The following is a 22810-nucleotide window of genomic DNA, read 5'->3' on the forward strand; positions in this document are numbered from 1 at the left end:
TAAGCAGCAATTCCTGTGAGTGCTGTATAAGCAACCGGAACAACAAAAGCTGTTATAAAGAGGGCAAATCATAAAGGTTTCATGCCTTATCACTATACTTCTGAGTATTTCTCCAAAAAACGACCAGCAACTCGAATCTCTCTACCGGTCTTAAATTTTATAATATAAATCCAATCCCCTAACTCTGAGAAAAATTCTTTTGCAATGTCTTCAAATTTGATTTCCCACATGTAACACACAACCCCAGTCCTTCCTGGACAAAACTGCTCTGGAGCATCTTTCTTAATAATAACATGATCATCCCACTCATATTCATTATTTTTAGATGGCTCATTTTCAATCACCCAATGACGAAATACTCTTAAAACTTCCGGTAGATTTTCAACACCACATCTTGCTTCAAATTTAAGACTCTTAACTTCACAAAATATCCAATCTTGCTGAGATCGATCTATTTTTATCTGTTGAAAATTTGTATATTCTAGTTGTGTATCTTCCACATTTATTGTTAATGACCAGCCAGGATTGCCTATATTCTTGAGGCAGATTCCATAGCTGTGTTCCCAATCTCCGTTACAGTAATCCTGATACCACTGTTGCAGCCATGAAAAATCGTCTTCCTCTATAGATTCTTCCGTTATTTTGGTACTCTCCAAGGCAAAATCGAATGGTTCATTTTCAGCCCAATAACGAAATACTTTCAAAACTCCCGGTAAGTTTTCAACACCACAAGCTGAGTCAAATTTAGTGTTTCTAACTGCACAAAACACCCAATCTTCTTCCGATCTATGTATGTCATTGATCTCTTGGAAATTTTTACTTTTTAATTCTGTGTCTTCCAAATCTATTGTTAAAAACCAACCAGGATTGTCGATAGTTTCTAGATGGATTCTATGATCATGTTCCCATTTACCATTACAGTGAGCTTGGAACCACTGTTGAAGCCATAAAAAATCTTTCATACATTTTTCCGTTATTTTGGTGTTTCCCAAGGTAAGGGTGGTCTAATACCTCCCGGATAAGCAGGATCATGGACATGAGGGGTTTCTATTCGTTGTTTTAAAATCTTGTTAGTGTGTCCTTTTCCACTTCCTGGACCATCATATCTTTTTACACTTTCATAAGGAGCTGGATCTCTAGGATTGGTTTGTGGTTTAAAGGTTTCGTACTTTATCACTTTATTAGTCTCCGGGTGTCTTCTGAACACACTATGTGCGACGACGCCTTTTGTGTCTGGATCTGGCTTTAATTTGTCTGGCCTTCCACTCCCTTTACCAGTTCCTTTTTTTGAAGCATTGCTCGGGCCTTGTGTGGTAGAAGAGTTTTTAAAAAGAACGTTATCGTAGCTTCTTTCGTAAATGACCTGAGACACTTTGTAGCCTGCGTAAGCAGTAATTCCTGTGAGTGCTGTATAAGCAACTGGGACAATAAAAGCTGTTAAAGAGGGAAGAACTAATTCTGCACCCCAGACTAAAAGGGGTATTGCGAAGGCAAATTCTCCGGTTGGATCTCGATAGGCAAAGGGATTATTGAAAACATATTGGTAGAGGTTGGAATGATCAATGGGCCCTAAAGGATCTCTAGTTAACCAACGGCTAAGTTCTGGATCATAGTAGCGCTTCCCGAAGTAGACAAGGTTTGTTTTTGCATCGTATCTTTTTCCTGCATAGGCATAAGGGATTGCATCTGTTAACCCTGAACCAAAGGCATCACACGTGTTCTCTTGAGCTATTTTTTTTGTTTTCCAATCAATCAGGTAGCGGATTGTTCCTTGTACATCTTGAACAGGGGCATAGAGGCGGTTTTTTATTTCAATGGCAACGATGTTTTGATGGCCTGGTATTTTGAGCTCTTGAGGTTGCATGGCTTCAAAAGATCCTATCTCTTCATCATCGATGTAGAGATAGGAAGTATGGCCTTTTTGTAGTCTTCTTCCCAAGGCGTCGTAAACGAGGTTTTCTCCTTCGACTAGGAGTTGATCAAAAACATCAAAACCAAAGCCGGGTTTTGTCAGGTTTCCGTTTATATCGTAGGGAAGTCCTTGGATCTGATTTATGGCATCGACTGGTTGAGGTTTCCCATTTTTCTCGATGCAGTTGTAGTGCTGGTCGTAGAGGGCTGTGAATTTATCTGTTTCTGAGGTGAGTTGGGAAACCTTATCGTAAGTATAAACGACAGTGCCTCTTTGAATGAGGTTGCCGGCTTTATCGTAGATTAGGGTATCGTTCAGGTAGGGATTTATTTGGGATGTTCTTCTTCCGGTCTTGTCGTAAGTATAGGTGGTTTGAAAAAGTCCTGTTTCTGATAGGGGAAGCCCAGCTTCATTATATTCTTCATATATGTGTGAATACAAGGTGGAGCCCTTAGGATTTAATCTGGTGACTCGTCTAAGATAAGGACCCTCATATTCATAAACGATGCGGCTGTAATCAGGGAGCGTTCTTGTCAAAGGGCGATTCCAATCATCGTAGGTACTCTCCAACATAAGCCCGTTGGAAAATTCTTCTTTTAAGATATTGCCAAAGGGATCAAGAGTTCTAGAAAACCCACTTCCTTTAGTTAAACGGCCTAAGCGATCGTACTGAAATTCGCGAGAACCGCCTAGGCGGGAGCTTACTTTAATCAATTCCCCTTGAGAATTATATTCATATGAGAGAAGAGTCCCGTCGGGTTTGGTTTTTGTTTGGATTTTACCGCCTGGCGTATAGGTCCAAAAAGTGGTTCGGGTTTCTGCTTCTGTTAGGGAGGTTTGGTTTCCTTTAGGGCTATAAGAAAAGTGTAAAGGCCCTTGTCTAATGAGTCGAAGAGCTCGGTCGTATTCGAATTCTTCTAATAAACTGCCTAGGCAGAAGCTGCCTGGGATTTCTCTTTTAAGAAGAAGGTTGTGTGCATTGTAGGTTTCGATCGTCTCTATGTTCCTTGGATCTCGGATCGTTTTGACTAAGACTTGATCTCTTTCCTCATAGGTAATGTTTGTTTGTGCGCCTTCCTCATCGACTATTTTAATTAGACGGTTATAAGGATCATAAATAAAAGAAGAAGTTTCTGCTCGTTTGATTGTTGCAACAAGACCTGCTGAATCATAAGTCCAATGGGTTGTCAGAAGGCCATCTATGGATTTTATGAGCAGCTGACCTATTTGATCATGAACATAGGTGATGCAGCGATTCGCTGTTTCTTCGGCTGCTAAAAATCCGAGGGAGTCATAGCGAAATTTTGTTTTGCGATTAGCTCTTGTCTCTTCTATTTTTTGCCCTGCTAAATTGTATTTGTAGTAAGTGGCAATACCTTCAGGATCGATTTGTTTAATCAAATGGTAGGCATCGTAATTAAGCCAAGTGGTATAGTCGCCTACTGTTTTAGAAAGGATCCTTCCTAAAGCATCGTAAGTAAAAGCTATTTTTAGACCGTCTGGATCGGTTTGCAGAGTTAAAAGATTGTTTGATCCATATTGGTAGGCCTCCATTCCGCCATCGGGATCAACAATCTCAATGGGGCTTGAATAGCTATTGTACCTGGTTGTTGTTTTGGCTTCATAGGCATCGGATTGTTGAATTTCTCTGCCGAAAGAATCATAGGTTATCTTGAGCAATGTGGGAGGTGATTCAATCAGGATGGGCTTATGATGGACAGGATGGTACGTGTAGTTTGTTTTCAGTCCAAGGTAGTTTGTTTTTTCGATCAAATCATCTAATGCATTGTAAGTAAAATAAGTTACGTGATCTTTTTCTTTGATAAGGGTTAGTCTTCCTTTGGCATCGAAGATGCGATCAATAGAGAGTTTGTTCGAAAAGGGAATCTCATGAATGCAACGCCCTCGAGGGTCGTATTGGTATGAGGCTACTTGATCTAAAGGGTTGGTTTCTTCCAAAAGGTTTCCACATGCATCGTAGGTTTTCTTTATGCTATAGGCTAGATTCCCATCGGAGCCAAAATGATCTTGCTTAGAGCAATTTCCATAGTTGTCGTAAGTGAAATGGACTTTATGGATGAGTTGGTTTTCCCAGTCGTATTTTTCTTCCCATTGGACGCAATGTAGATGAGGTCCTTGGGGATAAAGAATGTATTTTGTGTAGGTTTTTCCTTCCTCAGCCTCTTCGATTAAATTGTTAGCTTCGTCATAGAGATAAGTCGTTTTACGAATGGGCCTTGTCCGATCAGGCCTTGTCTGATCTAATGTGGTTTTTGAGGTGAGAAGGCGTGTATTTTCTAGGTAAGTATATTCAGAAACTAGTCCATCCTCTCTTTCTTCTCGGAGTAAACGGCCTCTTGTAGTAAAGGTCCTTCTAATTAAAAAAGTGCCAAAATCTCCTTCTGTTTTCTCAAGTAGAGCATTCCCTTTAGCATCACACTCATAGGTGTGGGCAATCAGGAGATTTCCCATGCCATCTCGAGTTTCGATGCGCTGGATATGCTGTTTTGTAGTGTAGTTAAAGGTCTTTTGGTTTACGAGCGCACCTTCGTGCCAATTTTCGATGGCAATAAGAAGCAGATTTTGGTCAAAACGATATAAAATAGATGAGCCATTTGCATACTCTGCTTTTGTCCAACCCCCTTTTTGTCCTGCAATCGGAGGATCATAAGAGAAAGATACGGATCCAGATGGGGTGTTTAAGCGTTGGACACGAGCAACAAAGCCTTTTTCTTGGAAATACTCAAACGATACGGGATACTCTTTTGCATCGTAATGGGAGAGTAAGCTCCTCTCATTGTATTGAAGTGAGTTTGAATAGGTGGGATTAGATGCTTGGGTAAGGATGGGGGTTCTGAAAGAAAGGGTTTCTTTTACTTTCTTTATTTTTGCCTTAGCTTTAACTTCGAATGTTCCATAATGATACTGGGCTTCTTTTCCATCTGATCCTATGTAGGTATTTTCTCCAACTTTTGCAATAGAGGCATAAGTGTGTTTGCCGTTTTTATCTGTAGAGAGGATCTTAAGTAACGCTTGGTTATTATATTCGTAACGCAGAGTTTTTCCATTAGGGAGCAGTTCCATTTCTAGGCGATAGAGTGTGGGGAATTGTTTTTGATAGATGCGCTCTGTTCCATCTGGCCAAATGATGCGCACTGCATCTTGCTCTAACAGGAGCTCTATGTTACGAAGATCAGCTGTGCTATCAGGCTCTGCTTGTCGTAAGTTGCTAAGACCATAAGCATTTGTTTTTAAAATACCTTTATTGTTACAAATTTCGAACTCTAGGACAAAGCCGCTTGGATCATACACTTGAAAATAAGGAGAATGAAGATTGTACCCAGCCCAAAGATGGGGCAATATGATCCATCGCCTTCTTTCTTGAAGTAGAAGGGCTTTTCCTAGAGACAAACGATCGATCTTGTCTTTGTCTGCATAACGGCCAAGAATTTGCGGAGGAACGTATGTTCTTTTAAGGGTGAGGTCTTGTGCTGCTTTAATGAGAAGATCTGTTTCATGAAGAGAGGCTTGTCCAGATAAAGGGGAGATGTATCCATCTATGAGAAGGTTTGTGTTTAAAGAAGCGATTTCATCAGGAGTGGAAGGTCCTACGTTTTCGAAGGGAGCTGCTATGAGGCGAGAAGTTAAGATAAAGCAGAGCAACCAACGCATACATTATGCCTTCTTTGTCATTAAATTGAGATATCGAGCTTTTACAGGTCTTTTTTTTGTGCTAAAAAGCTCTTTGTGGGCTGTGTATGAGCAGGAATTGTATCAGAATTCAATTAGAAAAATCAATAAATTAATTCACCTTACACAAAACAGTAAAAACTGCTTGGTTTAACTATCCCTTTAGAAGTAAAAGTCTTGTTCAATTTTCAGATAGTAAAATAATGAATATAACTTTTTTTGAGAGCGCACGACTTTTATAAGTGAACTTTTTAAGGCTAGCGTTTTGCTGATTTATGATATTCTTCTATACACCACCGTTTTGGGTAGATTTCGTAGATTCTCTCAGCACTACTTTCTAAGCCATTTGTCACAAGGTACAGCTTAAACCTTGTATTTTTCCGACTACAGATCTCTTATAGCAAGTAAGAGCTTATTTTTTTATTTGCAGATATTATTTCTTTAGATTGACAAATTTTCTTAAAAAAAATTAAAAATTCTCTAACATCTACATACAACCCAAGAGACTTCTTATGTCAAATTCCTATTTATTCACTTCGGAATCTGTTTCTGAAGGACATCCTGACAAAGTAGCAGACCAGATTTCAGATACGATCTTAGATCTTGCTTTGGCTCAAGACCCTAAAGCAAGAGTTGCTTGTGAAACTTTAGTTAAAACATCTATGGTCGTTGTTGCAGGAGAAATTAGTGCACAGGCGCAAATAAATTGGGAAAGAGCCATTCGAGATTTACTCCTAAACATAGGCTATGACAACGTAAGTTCCGGTCTTGATGCAAACTCTTGCTCGATTATCAATGCTATTAGCCAACAGTCTAGCGATATTGCTATCGGTGTAGACCGGATAGAAGATGATCAGGGAGCTGGCGACCAAGGATTGATGTTTGGTTATGCTACCAATGAAACAGATGTGCTGATGCCAGCACCAATTACCTATGCTCACCGCTTAATGCAGCGTCAAGCTTTTTTGCGTAAATCAGGTAAATTACCTTGGCTACAGCCAGATGCAAAAAGTCAGGTCACTTTTTGTTATATCGATAAAAAACCAGCTTATGTAGATACGATTGTTTTATCCACACAGCACAAAGAAGAGATTGCTTACTCTGATTTAAAAGAAGCTGTCATTGAAGAGATAATTAAGCCAGTAATCCCTAGTAAATGGATTACAAAAGATACACGTTACCTGATTAATCCTACAGGTCGTTTTGTGATCGGCGGTCCTCAAGCTGACTGCGGTTTAACAGGTCGTAAAATTATTGTGGATTCCTACGGTGGTGCAGCACGTCATGGAGGAGGAGCCTTTTCCGGTAAAGATCCTTCCAAGGTAGATCGCTGTGCAGCTTATATGGGAAGGTATGTTGCTAAAAATATTGTAGCTGCAGGGTTTGCCGATCGCTGTGAAATTCAAGTTTCTTATGCTATTGGCGTAGCAAAACCAACTTCTGTTTTTGTAGAGACATTTGGTACTAATCACATCGATGAGAAAAAGATTATGCAACTTATTCTACAACACTTTGATTTAAGGCCCCATGCTATTATCCAGCAACTTAATTTACTGCAACCGATCTATGCAAAAACCGCCGCGTATGGACATTTTGGAAGAGATGACATCATTTTCCCTTGGGAAAATACTGATAAAACAGAAGAGTTGTTAGCAAGCTTTAAACCTAAACCTTTGGAAATAGCAACGCCTTAATCTCAGATAACGCCTTTTGCGTAATAGGTCCTATTGTTGTAAGCTTTTTATCTAAAGGAATAGCAGAAAAAATCTCTAAAAAAGCTTTGATGGTCGAAGGACTTGTGAAAATAATTTCGTCTATGTCTTCTAGATGGGGAATGGGCTGATTTTTTTGAACAACCGTATCGTAAATAAAACAATCCTGAAACAGGATATGATTTTTTTGAAAAAAATCTAGGATTACATTTCTAGAAAGACTAGAACGAGGGGAAAAAAAATAGGTTTTTTCTAAAGACTGTGTACGCAAAAAAGCAACCATCCCCTCTTGCGTCTCTTCTTCTACAACAAAAGAGCAATGGGTATATTTTTTTACATAACTAGCAGTAACTTGGCCAATGGCAATGATGGTAATCGGCTCTAAAAGATTTTTAGATATATCAAGGTCATTTAACTGCTGAAAAAAAACCTGAACTGTATTTTTACTAGTAAACAGAAGATGTGTATAGTTTGCTAACTTGCTATAGGCCGCTTGTATATAGGAGTCCATTCTGGGTATAATTTGAATCACGGGGTAGTGAATAATTTGGGCCCCCTTCGCTTGATAATACGAAGGATCTGTTCCCAGATAGAGAGCTTTCCTCACAAATAACTATTGATGAAATCTAGTTCTTGGAAAGTATTTACTGCAGAAAAAATCTGTAACATCTCTTGATCGTCTTGTCTAGCAACAACGGCTAATTTACCTTGCAATGCAGCTACTTCTGTTAATAAAAAAAACCGATTTAGATGGGTTAAATGTAAACGAATCAATGCAGCTTCAGCCACAACCAACCCCTCAATCTCTCCTCGGTAAAGATAAGCCAAACGATCTTCAATTACCCCGCGAATATCTACACAAATCAGATCCTCTCTTAAATCTTTAATAGCTTTTTCACGACGCAAAGTAGAGGTGGCAATACGCGCTTTTTTTGGTAGGATATCTACTGTTTGATCAGGAGGCAAAACCAAAACATCTCTTGCATCTACCCCTTTCGTGATAGCAACTATTTTTAAGCCTTGTTCTAAAGGGTCTGGTAAATCTTTGGCTGAGTGAATACCTACTCTGCAAGTCCCAGACAACACCAACTGATCTACTTCTTTGGTAAAAAAATTGGTTTTACTCAAAAATCTCAAAGAAAGATCTAATCTATCATCTCCTGTTGTCCGAATCCAAGTAGGCACAAAAATATGATTTGGATGAACCATTTGCAGCTCTTGGTGCACTTCTCTTACTTGAGCACGCGACAGACAAGAGTCCCGTGCAGCCACTGAGATTTTTTGATTACATAAGTGCATGAATAGCATCCTCCACAACTTCTACTTCAATCAGATGAATTTTATCTGACAGACCAGAAGAAATACCTTTTACATTGCGCTTAGGAATAATACATTGTTTAAATCCCATATGAATAACCTCTCGAATTCTATTTTCAATCCGAGAAACTCCGCGCACTTCACCACCTAACCCCACTTCGCCAACAATGGCGGTTGAAGGGTCGATACAACGATTACAAAAAGAAGAGGCAATAGCTAAAATAACCCCTAAATCAATGGCTGGCTCAAAAATCTTCAAGCCTCCCGCTATACATACAAATATATCGCAATTATAGAGTCGGTAATCCATTTTCTTTTCTAACACCGCTAGTAGCAGGCTCAATCGATTGGGATCTAATCCTGTTGATTTACGCGTTGAGGTAGAAAAAGAAGAGGGTGCAACCAAAGCTTGTGCTTCCACTAGTAGTGAGCGGCTCCCTTCTAATGCAGGGATAATCACAGAACCCGGCAGCTCTTTTGTACGCTCTTCCATAAACAATAAAGAAGGATTATGCACTTCGGTAAGTCCTGTGGTACTCATTTGAAATAAAGCAATCTCATCTGTGGGACCAAATCGGTTTTTAACAGAGCGAAGCATCCGGTACCCTTGCTGTTTTTCCCCTTCAAAATCCAATACGGTATCCACAATATGCTCTAGCACTTTAGGACCTGCAATTTCTCCTGATTTTGTCACATGACCTATGAGAAAAGTTGCAATTTTTAATCCTTTTGCTAGATGCATAAACTCCATGGCTAACTCTCGTACTTGGCTAACAGAGCCTGGAGCGGAAGGAATTTCACTTTTATATACAATCTGTATCGAATCAACAATCATTATATCAGGTTTTAAACGCTCGACCTGCAGTTTAATATGAGAAAAAAGAGTTTCACTTAATAGAAATAGATGTTCATCTTGCACTTTGAGTCTTAAAGCTCTTAAGGAGGTTTGTTCAACGGACTCTTCTCCACAAATATAAAGAACGGTTAATCCTTGTTCAGCTAGCTTTTGAGCCAGTTGCAACATGAGAGTGGATTTACCAATTCCAGGATCGCCTCCAATGAGTGTTAAAGAGCCAGGGACAATGCCTCCTCCTAGTAAACGATCAAACTCTATCAGCTTGGTTGAGATACGCATGGATTCTTCGAATTTGATCTCTTTAATCCGCAAAGGCTGTGATTTGCTATGTGCAAACCGCTCTGATTTATCAACTGCTTGAATCTCTTTTTCAAAAGTGTTCCACTTTTTACAAGCTGGACAGCTTCCCGTCCATTTAGCTTGAGTAAGCCCACATTCAATGCAGCACCAAATTGAGCGTTGTTTAATCGTCATGTTTGATTTCCAATTTATTTAGCGCGTTTTCAGCTGCTGCTTGTTCTGCTTGTTTTTTGGAAGGACCTATTCCCTCACCTATTTCTTGATCTTCAATACAAGCAATCACTTGAAATATTTTGCTGTGATCGGGCCCTGATTCTTTTAATACTTTATAAATAGGCGGCTTTTGGTGTTTTTTTTGTGCATAATCTTGTAACTCTGCTTTCCAATTCCTTAAGGGCTTATAAATAATCTCTTTTATGTTTTCTTCAAAATGATGTAAAAAAAATTGACGAGTGGCTTCTAGCCCCCCATCTTTATAAATAGCTCCAATGAGGGCTTCAAATAAATCTGCTATAATTTTTTCTCGACCCCGCCCATCGTTCATCCTTTCACCCTTACCTAATAAAATAAATTCTGCAATATTTAACTTAATTGCAAGCTGAGCACAGCTACCAGCTTCTACAATATAAGAGCGTAAATTAGAAAGATGCCCCTCTGGTTCTGTTGGCAAATGTTCATACACATAATCAGAAATAATTAATTCTAGGACCGAGTCTCCTAAAAATTCTAATCGTTCATTATGTTGATCCACAACCGCTCGATATTCATTAAAAAATGATCTGTGTACAAAAGCTAAAACAAGAATTTTTTTGTTTTTAAACTGATAACCTAAGCGTTCTTCAATTTCAGGTATTTTCTCAAGTAATGCTTCAAATGGATTCATCTTATATGTCATGCTCCAAGCTTATCTTCTCTCTCTTTACTTTTTAATTAGGTCCAGACATACTGTATCATCTTAGGGGTTTTCATGGTTGAGATTAATTCTTGTTTTCAGCATCTAAAACGCACATATATTTTTTCATTAATTGAAGAAAAAATAGATACATTATGTAAAAATGTCTCTGCTAATCAAATGATTAATTTAAGCATAGGAGATATAGCATTACCCTTAATCCCTATTGCTACGCAAGCAATGAGCCAGGCTGTATTAGAAATGGGAACTGCCTCCGGTCTAAAAGGATATGGGCCTAGCAATGGTTATCTATTTTTACGAGAAGCTATCGCAAATACATACTTTACTACCTTGCAAATCACCCCCGATGAGATTTTTATTTCAGATGGCATCAATACCGATATCACTAATATCCTAGATTTATTTTCTCTATCCTGTAGCGTGGGAATTCCCGATCCTACCTATCCTGCTTATCTCGATGCGACAATTCTCTCAGGTCGCACCAAAATCATTACTCTGCCTTGTTTAGAAACCCATCAATTTCATCCATATCCTCCAGCCGACCCCTGTGATCTGATCTATTTATGCTCTCCTAACAATCCGACAGGTGTTGCTATGAATAGAGATCTTCTGACTAATTGGGTAAATTATGCCTTAAAACATAAAGCTGTTATTTTTTTTGATCATGCTTATGAAGCGTTTATTAGCTCAATAGATGTCCCTCATTCTATTTTTGAAATTCCGGGTGCTAAAGAATGTGCGATTGAATTCCGCAGTTTTTCTAAATCCGCTGGATTTACAGGTCTGCGCTGCTCTTACACAATCCTCCCTAAAGCCCTAAAGGCGCGCTGTGAAGATCAAGAGTTATCTTTGCATACTTTATGGCATCGAAGACAGGCTGCTAAATCCAATGGAGTTGCCTATCCCATTCAAAAAGGAGCTTTAGCTACTCTGCAGCCACAAGGCCAGAGTGAAATAAAAGCTCAAATAAACAGTTATCTTGCTCAAGCCAAAGCCTTAAAGCAGGGTTTAATCCAATTAGGACTTGATTGCTATGGAGGGATAGATAGCCCCTATATTTGGGTAAAAACCCCTAAAGGAAAGACTTCATGGGAATTTTTTGATGAACTGTTGATTAAATGCCATTTGATTAGCATCCCAGGTGTAGGCTTTGGAAAATACGGAGAAGGATTTGTTCGCTTTTCTGCCTTTACCACCCCTGACAAAATAGATTTAGCTCTTAAACGCATCAACCAATTATAACTCTCATGCGCCTTTTTTTGACAGATGACCAAAAAGAATTTTTCCAGAAAAACCGTTTTATTGAAATTGAAGGATTATTGCCGCTAGAAAAAATCACTCAAATAGAAAAGCTCTCTGATCTGACCTTAGCTAAAAGACTGCAGTCAAAAAGCTCTTTAGAATATGATCTATGGCGTGATAACAAAGAGCTCAAAGAAATCCTGCACAAACGCTCTTTAATTAAGATTATCGCTGAGCTCTTTAATACCTTTCCCTTAAGAATAGCTTTTGACCAATATATAAAAGCTACTTCCATACCCCCCATTCAAACTACTTGGGCATTAGAGGAGCTCTCTTGCATTAAACCGTTAGCCGGAAGCATTTTGATTCCCTTATCGTTTTCCAAGCCACTAAAATCCCATTTTCCCTTCCCTCAGAAAATAGGAAGTGTTTTATTTCTAGCTCCAGAATACCCCATTCCATGGCCTCTGCTTTTTGGATTAGAGGGCCTAAAACTTCTTATTGTAAGCTTTGCCCCTGAAAAAGCTATCTACCAACAAGAGACAAGAGACCCTCACCAACACGTACTCAAAAAATGGGGCTACGTATTTGGTGACAGTCTCCATAATCAACATCACCCTATCCTCATTGTAAACCGCGATAGTTATTAACCTACCCATCGATTTACTCTTTCTCCTATTAAAGGAATAGAATGTAAAACTTTTGGCTGAAAAGCCAGCTTGGCAGCTACTTGTGCGCGCTCTTGGGGATTTGAGCGATTATATTGATCTACAACTTCTATTTCTCTTTGCTTTAATACATTTGCTTTGTTTACCGCTTGGGTCAAATTGTGAACCTCTTGACGAATCTCTTGAATCAACCCTTTATTACTTACCCCATCGAACTGCTCTAATTCTTTAACTAAACCGTCCCAATGAGCAAGCTGCTCGCTCATACCTTTTTTAAAATTTTGCTGCTTATTAGTCAGGTCTTGAAAATGGCCCACATGTTCAACAAGACGGATTTCCTGTTTATGAAGGTTTTCTAAAGTACCACCAAGAGAGGTAAATCCATTCTGATATTCTTTGATTGCTTGTAGAGAATTTCCGATCCGAACCAGACGTCTTTCCTGCTCACTGAGCCTTGTATCTACCTTTGGCATTAAACCATCTACTTTGTTACACACCTCTTTAAGACCTGGCACTTGATCTTTTACTTGCTTGGAAAGATACTCTAGCTTTTGCAATGTACCATTCATGTTGCTTAAGCTGTTCTTTAGCGTTTCAATTTGGATATCTTGTTTGGCGTTATAATAAGCACCCAGCAAAGTTCCCCCTAAAAGCAAAGCTCTAGGAACAGGAGAAATTCCCCCACTAGCTGCTGCTGCTAACATAGCCCCAGTTGCAGGAGACATGTGCTTACCAAGATTAATTATTCCCGAAAGAGCTTGATAACCAGTAGAAATAATACTCATGTTGAAAAGTCTCCTTATACTCCTCTGCTACCTTGGGATTGAATCTTCTTTGCAATTTCTTCTAATTCTGAGGAAGGTTTATTTGGAAGAGAGTGTTTTATGTTTTGTAAGCAAGTAAGGCTTTCTTTTAATTGCTGTAGTTTTTCATTATGCTCTTTAAGGCTAGGTTCCATTCGCATTAAATTATCATTCAGTTGATCTAGCTTTTTAGCTATCTGTTTTTCTAGTGCTTCGATTTCCTTGTTGGAAGTAGGGTGATTTTGAAGTTTTGTCAATGCTTCATTTAGAGAATTGGTTAGATTTTGTACCTTATTCAGATCTTTATCCAATTCTTTTTTTTGTTTTTTAGTGTGCTCTACTCTTTGCTCTGCTTCTTCTAGTGTTTGATCGCCTTGATCTAGTTTTTTCTCGAGATTTCCTGCTTGAATTTTCAAGTTCTCTAGTTTTTCTACAAGAGATGCAGCTATAGGACCTTGTTCTTTAAGTAACTGCTCTAGGTTTCCTGTTCCTTGCTTGATTAAATGAGCTGCTATCAAGACTTTCTGAGCTGCTCTGTTCACTTTTATTGAGCCCAATGTACATCCACCACCAGTAACCCCTGCAGCTCCAAGAGTACCCAATATAAAGGGAGCTACAATAGGAACAGCAAGTCCACCTGTAGCAATTCCGACTAATGTGAAACCTGTTAGTAAAGATGCTCCCCCTAGAACAATACCAGCTACTGCTGCTGTTTTTTTTATAGTGTATGCTATTGAGTACTTGTTTACTTTTTGGTTAAAACTTTGCGAATCATGTGGAATCAGAGAAGTTGATGAACTATGCAACTCTTGTGTTAACATAAACCATCCTTATTGTTGAGTTACCCACCTTACGCTTAAGGTCGAACAATATTCATATTTAAATAATGCACTTAAAATCTAGAAGCGTAAGGTGAGTTTAGTTGTTAAATAACTGTTTCTAAATTGGGCTATTATTAATTAACTTTACTCTTCATTTTTTTAAAGAGTGGACTGTCTTTTACGCCTTCGAATAAATTTCCAACTGCTTGTTTCCCTTGATCTATTTTTTTCTGGATACCTTTTGCCTTTTTCTGTGGGCTAACATCAGGCTCGTTATTATTTTGCTCTTCTATTATGGAATCAGAATCTTCATGTAATGATGAGCTTGAGGTTGGCCTAGAGTTAGCATCAGCTTCTAATCTGTTCTCATTTCCTTTTGTAAAATCCTGTGTAGAATTAGTGCTAGATCTTACAGTCGGTGACCTGCCCAAATCCCTTGAAGCAGATGCTCTATTTAGCTGCGCTAAGGTAGGCTCTGGAGGAGGAGGTGGAGCATTTGGTGGTAGTGGTTCAGGTCTCTTCAGTGAATGGTTAGAAGAGGCTGTTTCATCGCCTTTTAAAGCACTTTGATTTGAGAAAAGATAGTTCTTTAAGCTGTTTAAATCACAACGACCAAATGATCCTACGTATATACACGTGGATAATATTGATTGAGCAACTTTATTTATAGACTGGATAATACACTTTCCACCATCAGAAATTTTATGAAAAACCCTTCCATGCAAAGAGGTACTCTGTTGAAGATCTTGTGCAGGATTTGCATCTTTAATTTCTGGAGCCTGAACTGGAGCAATAGCACTCATAATTTATGCCTACATATTTTAGTTTAACAAAAAAAACAAATATATAAATTTTAGCTAATAGACTTAGCTAATTTATTTAAAAATTAAAAAGTATTAGAACTAAAAGATTGAAGACCTCTTAGTTTATTTCTCCATGTAAAAAAAATATTAATATTTTATTATTTAGTAGAAGCTTTTAAGAAGGGTTCCAGAAAGCAATAACTTCTCTGAATTTTCTTTGTAACCGAAGAGTTTTTCTTCTCTTAGAACATTTTTTTAAACAAGTTTTAAAATAGTTTATCGGATTATTTGTTTTCTTTTTTCGATTAGGAATAAATGAGCTGATTTTTTTGATAAAAATACTTAATCTTGCCATGTTTTTTATTTACCTCTGTTAATTGCAGATTTTTCCATTTCAGCAAGCCTTTCCTCGGGAGTCTTTTCATAAGTTGAGAGTTTAACTGTTTCTTTTAGATTTGGATAAAGTGATTCAAATTTAGAATTACGCTTTGAATGAAACTTTCTAAAAAGAGTAGAATTTACAGACATTTTACTACCATTCCTTCTAAGCCCAGATTTGGCTCCTATTAGATCTTTAGCAAACTCACTAACGGTTGTTTCTTCTATCCCATCCCCTTCAGGAGGAACAGCCAATGTATCTTTATTCTCTAAAAAAACCTTAGTAGAAAAATAATCTTTTAGATCATCTAGTGTATATCGTCCTAATGTTCCTACAGATATGCAACTAGACAGTATGAACTGTGCCACAGAACTGATAGAAGAGATCACGTAACTTGTAGTTGTGTGAACCTTAGTAACAACTTTTCCTAGGAAAGAACCGCTTTCTTGTAAGGGAAATCCCAAATTATTATTAAGGGAACTATGGGAAATACTTGGACTACTCATAATCCTCTAAAATTTAATATAACTGTTAAAGAAGATACTGTTTCTTAGAAACTTTTTGTGTAAATAGAACAAAAAGACTTTGCACTGTTTGACAACAAGTTTGGCGGATTTATGTTTGCGCTTTTTAGAACTATAATAAGGACTAAAATCGGATAGAGTCCTTTTTTTAAGAGGAAAATATTTCCTAGAAATCTACCTCTTAAAGTGGGTAAAACAGCATTTTTTTTTATCATGAAATTCCAATATAAAGTAATTTAACTTATTATTAAAATTAGAATAATATAACAGACTAACACTGGTTTATAATTTATATTATGATTCTAAATATAATTAAAATCAACATTTTTTATTTTAATGAAAAAACATTATTAAAAAAGATTGTAAATACTTTCTCTTGTTTTTTTCTCATCTGTATTCTTTATGTGGTAGTTTTTTCTTGAATTTTATACCTCAATACGCGAAAAATTTTTTTTATAGTAAAAAATAAATTAAATAGAGGTTTATGAAAAGCAATCCATCCATGCAAGAAAGTGTATTCCAAGAAGATGCATTGCTTCCTTTAAGTCCAACTCATGTGATTTGGCAAGGGAAAAAAATGCTCGATTTTTCTTCTCAAGATTTTTTAGGGTTATCCAATCATCCAGATCTTAAAAAACATACGATTAAATATTTATTACATTATGGCAATGGAGTCTGTCACCCGGAAATCCCAGGGAGTTTTATCGAATGTCAAAAAACGCTGGAGACAAAAATTGCAGAATTAATCAACATGCCTTATTTGTATTTTTTTTCTAATCGCTATTTGGCTCTATGGCATCTACTCTCTTCATTAAGTTCTGATGTCCTTTTACTGCTTGCTGATGACCTAGATCCGGGTTTAAGCAAAATTCTTTACAGTTTTCCTTTGAAAATCCTTACCTATAATCAGGGGTCATTAGCTACTTTGGAAGCTATTTTAAAAAAAGAGGGACAATCCATCTGCTCTGTTAAAATGATCTTTTGTGAATCTATTAGCAGCGGCAATGGGACTTTAACCGACTTAAATTATATTACTTCCTTATCTCAAGCATACAATGCTTTATTAGTTGTTGATGATTCGCTAGCTTTTGGTGTTAAAGGCGACAGAGGCTTAGGCCTTGCAGCTAAACGAGGGGATATCGATTTAATTTTATGTTCTTTAAGCAATTCTGCAAGCGCAGATGCAGCTTTTCTTGGCTGTTCTTCTTGGATTAAAAATCTCATTAAAAAAAATGTTTTTTATCGAGAATCCAGTGTAACCTATGCTTCTTTAGGTGCCATAGAAATGGCTTTAGATCTTATCCCTTCTTTAGAAGGGGAAAGATATCAACTAGAACAGAGATGCCATTGGATAAAAAAACAATTGCAAGAACATGAAATCTGCTCCTCTACACATGTAATTTGCCTACATTTTTCTCAAGAAGAAGAACTTTGCTATTTTTGGGAAAGTCTTTTGCAAAGAGGAATTCTTTCCCAGTGTATGATCTCCCATCAAAAGAGATCTTATACTCTCCGGTTTTTCATTAATATTCATCACACTCCTGATGATTTAAGAATGTTAGTAGAAGAGATCAAGGAATTAAAAAGCGGTTAAAGACTTGTGCCAATTTTGTACTGTTTCTTTAGAACAGCGAATGCAGTAATCAACACTTACCCCTACTCGGTAATTCCCTAATAAATAACATCGGGGTATTTTTTGTTGAAATTCAGAATATAGGCTTTCCATTCTTTCTAGGTGACCTACTGTATATTGAGGAATAGCAGAAAGGGCTCTTTTAAAAGAAACAACATCTGGTTGTATAGAAATTTTTAAGTGTCTACGAATACTCAACAGCGCTATTTGTTTAGCTTCTTCTTCTGACTGTCCTAAATCTTTAAGTTTAATGGTAAGGCGGGTTTCCTGAGGATTCTTATTGTGTTGTTTAAAAATAGAAGAATCAAATACAACGCCTAATATATCTTCTCTAGTACAATGAGGAGTTAAATATCCAAATCCCTCAATCGGTAAGACATTTTCTTTATATCCAAAGTTAAGAACTATAATCCCCTCACTTTTCAAAGATATGAGTTCTTTTCCAAGAGATGGCATATCTTTGATAAAAAGATTTCCTGCTTGTAATGCAGGCAGAGCACAAAATACATAATCTGCTGTAAATTCTCCTTGATTGGTTTTAACAACTACTTTTTTTTCTGTTTGTACAATTTCTTGTGCTTCATGTTGATAATAAACAGAAGCTGATGTTTTAGCTAAGAGCGTAGAAGTTAATTGTTCTATTCCTTCTCGAAAAGAAAACATAGCAGATAAAGGTGCATCTGGAAGATAGGGAGATCTTTTAGGCATTCTTTTTTTTTGTAACCAATTCTTCAAAAACCCTTTGGTTATGCTCCCATATTTTTCTTCCCATTCTTTTAATATAGGGAAAAGAGCTCGAATAGAAATGAGACGAGGATCTCCACCAAAAATTCCTACAACCATTGGATCAAACAACTTTTGAGCTACATCGTAATTAAAACGGCGTATCACAAATTCCCAAACGGTTTCATCTCCTTTTTTAACAGGGTGTTTCCACTCTGTAATTAATGCCTTAATAAATCCTTTTGTTAATGGAGACCATAAAAAGGAAATAAGATTTGTAGGAAACTTATGTAATTCTTCGTTCCACCATAAATATCGATTATGAGGCAGGTTTCCTGACCAAATGATTTCTCTTAAAAGACCTAATTCTTCTGCCAACTGTAAAGTTGTAGGACATCGATTTATTTTAAATGTACGTGGTCCTTTTTCAAAATGAAACCCTGTTGTATGATCTGTATGAAATAAGCCCCCTATCCGATTAGATTTTTCTAAAATCAGAATATCTAATGATGAGGAAATTTGGCTTAAATACCAAGCAGCAGATAAACCAGAAATACCGGCTCCTAAAATAATGACTTTCTTTTTCTCCATGATAACCTTAAAATTTTATCTATGACAACAAAGAGCATAAGGGATTGTCCAGATAAAATAAAAGATGAGATCATCTATTATCTAAAAATATTACAAAAAAGATTTGTTCATGCTTTTGAAATATTTGAACCTCAAGCCACTTTTATTAAAACTTCTTGGAGTTATGCAAAAGGTAGCGGAGGAGGAGAAATAGGCTTATTGCGCGGCGAAGTATTTGAAAAAGCTGCAGTAAATTGGTCTGGAATACAAGGAGATCGTTTCCCCATGGCAGATGCAGAGGGAGCTTTTTTTGCAACCGGTATTAGCCTAATTACACATATGTTAAATCCGCATGTTCCCACAGCACACTTCAATATTCGCTTTATTCAGACACAAGAAAATTTTTGGTTTGGAGGAGGGTATGATCTAACTCCCATGGGGTTTATCTATCCAGAGGATACCCTACACTTTCATACCACTACTCAAAAAGCACTAGATGCAATAGATAAAGAAATTTATCCTCTTTTTTCTAAGCAGGCAAAAGAGTATTTTTTCATCCCTCATCGAAATAAAGAAAGAGGAATAGGCGGTATTTTCTTTGATCATTATCGCAGCGAAGATCTAGAAAAAGATCTGCATCTCTTGAAAACAGTTGGAGATACTTTCCTGGAGGCTATTTTGCCCATCTACGAAAAACGCATACAGATGGATTACCAACCTCAAGATAAACAAAAACAATTAGAGATGCGCGCTCATTACGTCGAATTTAACTTGCTTTACGATAGAGGTACAAAATTTGGTTTCCTTTCAGGAGGGAACCCAGAAGCTATTTTATGTTCCATGCCTCCACTTGTTAAGTGGTAGCTGATTTCACCATATCAACAAACAACTTGACATTTTCAAAAGGAATATCGGGAAGCACTCCATGTCCTAAGTTGGCAATAAATCCTCTACTTCCTTTCATAGAGTTTAGAAAAGAGCTCACTTGCTTTTCTATTTCACTAGAAGATTTTTTTAAGAGCTCTGGTCTTAAATTCCCTTGCAGAGCAATAGAAGCTGGAATTTTTTCTCTCAAAACTTTCATAGGCAGATGCCAGTCTAAACTAATAGCTGTAGGCGCAAGGGCTACTAATTGCTCATAACGTATACTTGAATCACGACAAAAAAGAATAACAGGAACGACCAATTGCAACTCTTTTACCATTTGCTGCAAAAAGGGCAGGCAAAACTGCCCAAATTCCTCTTCGGAAAGAATATTCGCCCATGAATCAAAAATTTGGACTACCTCAGCACCAGCTTGTACTTGAGCTTTCAGATAGATAATAGAGGCTTTAGTTAAAATAGTAAGAAGCTCAACAAAGCTTTGTGGATCTTCTTTCATCCATTGTTTCGTATAAAAAAACTGTTCTTTACTAGTAGAATCAATCAAATAAGTAGCAACGGTAAAAGGACCTCCACAGAAACCAATTAAAGGCACTTGAATCTGTTTTTTTACAAGTCGCAATGTCTCTAATACAAAGGCAAGCTTTTCTTCAACTGCATGAATAGATAATTGTTCTACGTGCTGTTTAGAACGAATGGGAGGATAGATACGAGGTCCGCCTTTATCCGGGAATTCTAATTTAAGTCCAAGCCCTTCTGCAAGAACCAAAATATCAGAGAAAACAATCGCTGCATCTACATCTAAAAGGTCAATAGGTAGACAACTAACCTCTGCTGCTAGCTCAGGAACATGAAAAAGCTGCCAAAGGGAGTATTTTGTGCGTAAAAGTTGATATTGGGGCATATAACGCCCCGCTTGTCGCATCAACCAAACAGGGACTCTTTCTGCTTTTTCACAACGCAGTGCTCTAAGGAGCAAATCATTCATGATAACAATCGATTTAAAATAGCATCAACAGTAAATCCAAATTCAGCAGCTAGATCACCTATTGGTGCAGATTCTCCAAAAGATTCAATACTAATCGAGATCCCTTCAGGCCCAATCCACTTAGACCAGCCAAAACTCACCCCTGCTTCAAGACTCACTCTTACTCCTAAATCTCCGCCGATGACCTTTTTCTTATATTCATCATCTTGAAGCTCAAAAATCTGCCAGCAAGGCATGGAGATTACTCTGACTTTTTTACCTACTTTTTCTAAAGCGATTGCTACATCCAATGCTAAAGAGACCTCTGATCCTGTTGCAATTAAGGTGAAATCTGGCTTGCTCTGTTCTTTTTTAATAATGTAGGCACCTTTACTCATCCCCTCTTCATAAGACACATTGCATTCCTCTAACTCAGGCAACGCTTGTCTTGATAAAACAAGTATAGAAGGTCCTCGATAGCGAAGAGCTGCCATCCATGCCATTTTCACTTCCCAATTATCCGCAGGCCGGATCAAATGAACATTGGGTATGGTTCTTAGAGAGGCTAAATGTTCAACAGGTTGATGGGTTGGTCCATCTTCTCCTAAAAAAATAGAATCGTGTGTAAATATGTAAATTACCTGAATTTTAGAAAGAGCAGCTAAACGAATAGCATTTCGCATATAATCAGAAAAGGTAAGAAAAGTTCCTACATAAGGCACAATCATATTTGTTTCAGCAAGCCCAGTAGCAATTGTTGCCATTCCAAACTCTCTGATTCCATATTTAATATTCCTACCCGTGTACTGATCTTTTTCAATAATAGGAAATCTTTTCATCATAGTCATATCAGAAGAGGAAAGATCAGCAGAACCTCCGATTAATTGAGGTACTAAATCTGCTAAAATGTTTAAAACAACTTGCGAGCCTACACGAGTAGCCAAAGGAGATTTCATTTCAATGGCACGCAATTTCTCTTCCAAATCAGTGGGCAATCTTTTTTCTGCCATTTGAAGAAATAATTGATAAAGGTCTGGATATTCTTCCGACCACTTACGAAACATCTCTTTCCACTTTTGTTCTAAAGCTACACATTTAACAAGCTTTGTTTCAAAAAACTGATAAACGGCTTGAGGAACATAAAAATCTTTTTCAGGTAACCCAAGTGCTTTCTTTGTCTCTTCAATCTCTTCTGCACCCAAAGGAGAGCCGTGTGCTTTTGAAGTTCCTGCTTTATGGGGAGATCCTTTACCAATAATGGTTCGCATCATGATAAAACAAGGTTTTGTTTGATGATCGCGAATATGTGTAAATACTTCTTGCATCTTATCAAAATCATAACCATCTATTTCAAACACGTCCCATCCATAAGCGAGATAGCGCATCTTTACATCTTCTGAGAATGACTCTGCTAAAAACCCATCTAAAGTTACTTGATTAGCATCGTAGATCAATACCAGGTTATCTAAGCCTAAATGCCCTGCAAAAGAGCTTACCTCAGAAGAAACCCCTTCCATGATACAGCCATCTCCAGCTAAGCAATAAACCTTACTTGTAAATAATGGATAATCATCTCGGTTAAATCGCTCTGCTAATATTTTAAGACCAAGTGCTTGACCAACAGCATTCCCCACCCCCTGACCTAAAGGACCAGTAGTCGCTTCTACACCATCTGTAATATGATATTCTGGATGACCTGGGGTTTTAGAATGAAGCTGACGAAAATTTTTAATATCGTCTAAAGAAAGACCAAATCCCGATAAGTGCAATAGCGAGTATAACCACATAGAACCGTGGCCTGCAGATAAAACTATCCGGTCGCGATTGAGCCATTTAGGGTTTTTTGGGTTGTGTCGCAGAAGAGATCCATATAGAAAAGCTCCAAATTCTGCACATCCCATAGGAAGCCCAGGGTGTCCAGAGTTCGCTTTTTGAACCGCTTCCATAGAAAGAGAACGCACTGTACTAGCAATTTTACTTAAAGTTTTTTTTAAATCCGCATCCATTTAGAATAACTCCTTAGAGCCTTAGTAGATGGAATAAGGTTAGCAAACAGCATAAAGAAGAGCAATAGCAAAAAAGGAGTTTTTAGCTT

Annotated in this window: 18 protein-coding genes; 5 read left to right on the forward strand and 13 right to left on the reverse strand. The window is 37.6% G+C overall.

The window, feature by feature from the left end:
- Window positions 1-92 precede the first annotated feature (92 nt).
- Complete coding sequence (locus tag RHTP_RS08975; protein WP_138106983.1) at window positions 93-962, reverse strand: immunity 53 family protein; 870 nt, start codon at window positions 960-962, stop codon at window positions 93-95.
- 11 nt (window positions 963-973) lie between these two features.
- A complete protein-coding gene (locus RHTP_RS04765; RefSeq protein ID WP_138106984.1) occupies window positions 974-5584 on the reverse strand; it encodes an RHS repeat domain-containing protein in 4611 nt (1536 codons plus the stop codon).
- Window positions 5585-6114: 530 nt separating this feature from the next.
- Between RHTP_RS04765 and metK the strand changes: the two genes are divergently transcribed.
- On the forward strand, window positions 6115-7296 hold the full coding sequence (metK, locus tag RHTP_RS04770) for a methionine adenosyltransferase (RefSeq protein WP_138106985.1): 1182 nt from the start codon (window positions 6115-6117) through the stop codon (window positions 7294-7296).
- Here the strand turns inward: metK and RHTP_RS04775 are convergent.
- Genes RHTP_RS04775 through rnc form a run of 4 tightly spaced genes read right to left on the reverse strand, consistent with a single transcriptional unit; the run spans window position 7268 to window position 10682 of the window.
- On the reverse strand, window positions 7268-7921 hold the full coding sequence (locus RHTP_RS04775; RefSeq protein WP_138106986.1) for a uroporphyrinogen-III synthase: 654 nt from the start codon (window positions 7919-7921) through the stop codon (window positions 7268-7270). The genes metK and RHTP_RS04775 overlap by 29 nt on opposite strands.
- Window positions 7918-8613, reverse strand: coding sequence for a hydroxymethylbilane synthase (gene hemC / locus RHTP_RS04780; protein WP_138106987.1), 696 nt, complete (start codon window positions 8611-8613; stop codon window positions 7918-7920). The genes RHTP_RS04775 and hemC overlap by 4 nt, the downstream gene beginning before the upstream one ends.
- Complete coding sequence (gene radA, locus RHTP_RS04785; RefSeq protein WP_138106988.1) at window positions 8600-9961, reverse strand: DNA repair protein RadA; 1362 nt, start codon at window positions 9959-9961, stop codon at window positions 8600-8602. Before radA ends, hemC begins: the two co-directional genes overlap by 14 nt.
- On the reverse strand, window positions 9951-10682 hold the full coding sequence (gene rnc, locus RHTP_RS04790) for a ribonuclease III (protein WP_244609527.1): 732 nt from the start codon (window positions 10680-10682) through the stop codon (window positions 9951-9953). Before rnc ends, radA begins: the two co-directional genes overlap by 11 nt.
- Before the next feature lie 72 nt (window positions 10683-10754).
- Between rnc and RHTP_RS04795 the strand changes: the two genes are divergently transcribed.
- Both RHTP_RS04795 and RHTP_RS04800 read left to right on the forward strand, forming a co-directional pair.
- Window positions 10755-11942, forward strand: coding sequence for an LL-diaminopimelate aminotransferase (locus RHTP_RS04795; RefSeq protein WP_138106989.1), 1188 nt, complete (start codon window positions 10755-10757; stop codon window positions 11940-11942).
- Between the two features lie 5 nt (window positions 11943-11947).
- Complete coding sequence (locus RHTP_RS04800) at window positions 11948-12592, forward strand: phytanoyl-CoA dioxygenase family protein (protein ID WP_138106990.1); 645 nt, start codon at window positions 11948-11950, stop codon at window positions 12590-12592.
- On the opposite strand, the gene RHTP_RS04805 is transcribed toward RHTP_RS04800, so the two are convergent.
- The 4 genes from RHTP_RS04805 to RHTP_RS04820 form a co-directional block, all read right to left on the reverse strand.
- The gene (locus RHTP_RS04805; protein ID WP_138106991.1) at window positions 12589-13395 is read right to left on the reverse strand and encodes a hypothetical protein; all 807 of its coding nucleotides are present in this window, start codon (window positions 13393-13395) and stop codon (window positions 12589-12591) included. The two genes, RHTP_RS04800 and RHTP_RS04805, sit on opposite strands and share 4 nt — an antisense overlap.
- A gap of 14 nt (window positions 13396-13409) precedes the next feature.
- Complete coding sequence (locus tag RHTP_RS04810) at window positions 13410-14234, reverse strand: coiled-coil domain-containing protein (protein ID WP_138106992.1); 825 nt, start codon at window positions 14232-14234, stop codon at window positions 13410-13412.
- Between the two features lie 134 nt (window positions 14235-14368).
- Window positions 14369-15037, reverse strand: a complete 669-nt coding sequence (locus RHTP_RS04815) for a hypothetical protein (RefSeq protein ID WP_138106993.1) — start codon at window positions 15035-15037, stop codon at window positions 14369-14371.
- A 360-nt stretch (window positions 15038-15397) separates the two neighbouring features.
- Window positions 15398-15922, reverse strand: a complete 525-nt coding sequence (locus RHTP_RS04820; protein ID WP_138106994.1) for a hypothetical protein — start codon at window positions 15920-15922, stop codon at window positions 15398-15400.
- Window positions 15923-16424: 502 nt separating this feature from the next.
- Between RHTP_RS04820 and RHTP_RS04825 the strand changes: the two genes are divergently transcribed.
- Window positions 16425-17534, forward strand: a complete 1110-nt coding sequence (locus tag RHTP_RS04825; protein WP_138106995.1) for an aminotransferase class I/II-fold pyridoxal phosphate-dependent enzyme — start codon at window positions 16425-16427, stop codon at window positions 17532-17534.
- Here RHTP_RS04825 and hemG read toward each other — a convergent pair.
- Window positions 17520-18887, reverse strand: coding sequence for a protoporphyrinogen oxidase (gene hemG / locus RHTP_RS04830; RefSeq protein ID WP_138106996.1), 1368 nt, complete (start codon window positions 18885-18887; stop codon window positions 17520-17522). The two genes, RHTP_RS04825 and hemG, sit on opposite strands and share 15 nt — an antisense overlap.
- Before the next feature lie 21 nt (window positions 18888-18908).
- Between hemG and hemF the strand changes: the two genes are divergently transcribed.
- Complete coding sequence (gene hemF / locus RHTP_RS04835) at window positions 18909-19730, forward strand: oxygen-dependent coproporphyrinogen oxidase (protein WP_138106997.1); 822 nt, start codon at window positions 18909-18911, stop codon at window positions 19728-19730.
- Here hemF and hemE read toward each other — a convergent pair.
- Window positions 19720-20736: a uroporphyrinogen decarboxylase gene (gene hemE, locus RHTP_RS04840; RefSeq protein ID WP_138106998.1), complete on the reverse strand. Its 1017-nt coding sequence runs from the start codon at window positions 20734-20736 to the stop codon at window positions 19720-19722. The genes hemF and hemE overlap by 11 nt on opposite strands.
- Window positions 20733-22721 carry a transketolase gene (gene tkt / locus RHTP_RS04845; protein ID WP_138106999.1) on the reverse strand — a complete coding sequence of 663 codons (1989 nt, stop codon included), beginning with the start codon at window positions 22719-22721 and terminating at the stop codon, window positions 20733-20735. Before tkt ends, hemE begins: the two co-directional genes overlap by 4 nt.
- Window positions 22722-22810 lie beyond the last annotated feature (89 nt).

This window comes from Candidatus Rhabdochlamydia sp. T3358, assembly GCF_901000775.1.
GTDB lineage: Bacteria > Chlamydiota > Chlamydiia > Chlamydiales > Rhabdochlamydiaceae > Rhabdochlamydia.

Excerpts from the sequence above, each read along its gene's own strand:
- RHTP_RS08975 (WP_138106983.1), bottom strand. The coding sequence starts at position 962 with ATGAAAGATTTTTTATGGCTTCAACAGTGGTTCCAAGCTCACTGTAAT.
- RHTP_RS04765 (WP_138106984.1), bottom strand. The coding sequence starts at position 5,584 with ATGCGTTGGTTGCTCTGCTTTATCTTAACTTCTCGCCTCATAGCAGCT.
- metK (WP_138106985.1), top strand. The coding sequence starts at position 6,115 with ATGTCAAATTCCTATTTATTCACTTCGGAATCTGTTTCTGAAGGACAT.
- hemC (WP_138106987.1), bottom strand. The coding sequence starts at position 8,613 with ATGCACTTATGTAATCAAAAAATCTCAGTGGCTGCACGGGACTCTTGT.
- radA (WP_138106988.1), bottom strand. The coding sequence starts at position 9,961 with ATGACGATTAAACAACGCTCAATTTGGTGCTGCATTGAATGTGGGCTT.
- rnc (WP_244609527.1), bottom strand. The coding sequence starts at position 10,682 with ATGACATATAAGATGAATCCATTTGAAGCATTACTTGAGAAAATACCT.
- RHTP_RS04795 (WP_138106989.1), top strand. The coding sequence starts at position 10,755 with ATGGTTGAGATTAATTCTTGTTTTCAGCATCTAAAACGCACATATATT.
- RHTP_RS04800 (WP_138106990.1), top strand. The coding sequence starts at position 11,948 with ATGCGCCTTTTTTTGACAGATGACCAAAAAGAATTTTTCCAGAAAAAC.
- RHTP_RS04805 (WP_138106991.1), bottom strand. The coding sequence starts at position 13,395 with ATGAGTATTATTTCTACTGGTTATCAAGCTCTTTCGGGAATAATTAAT.
- RHTP_RS04810 (WP_138106992.1), bottom strand. The coding sequence starts at position 14,234 with ATGTTAACACAAGAGTTGCATAGTTCATCAACTTCTCTGATTCCACAT.
- RHTP_RS04815 (WP_138106993.1), bottom strand. The coding sequence starts at position 15,037 with ATGAGTGCTATTGCTCCAGTTCAGGCTCCAGAAATTAAAGATGCAAAT.
- RHTP_RS04820 (WP_138106994.1), bottom strand. The coding sequence starts at position 15,922 with ATGAGTAGTCCAAGTATTTCCCATAGTTCCCTTAATAATAATTTGGGA.
- RHTP_RS04825 (WP_138106995.1), top strand. The coding sequence starts at position 16,425 with ATGAAAAGCAATCCATCCATGCAAGAAAGTGTATTCCAAGAAGATGCA.
- hemG (WP_138106996.1), bottom strand. The coding sequence starts at position 18,887 with ATGGAGAAAAAGAAAGTCATTATTTTAGGAGCCGGTATTTCTGGTTTA.
- hemF (WP_138106997.1), top strand. The coding sequence starts at position 18,909 with ATGACAACAAAGAGCATAAGGGATTGTCCAGATAAAATAAAAGATGAG.
- hemE (WP_138106998.1), bottom strand. The coding sequence starts at position 20,736 with ATGAATGATTTGCTCCTTAGAGCACTGCGTTGTGAAAAAGCAGAAAGA.
- tkt (WP_138106999.1), bottom strand. The coding sequence starts at position 22,721 with ATGGATGCGGATTTAAAAAAAACTTTAAGTAAAATTGCTAGTACAGTG.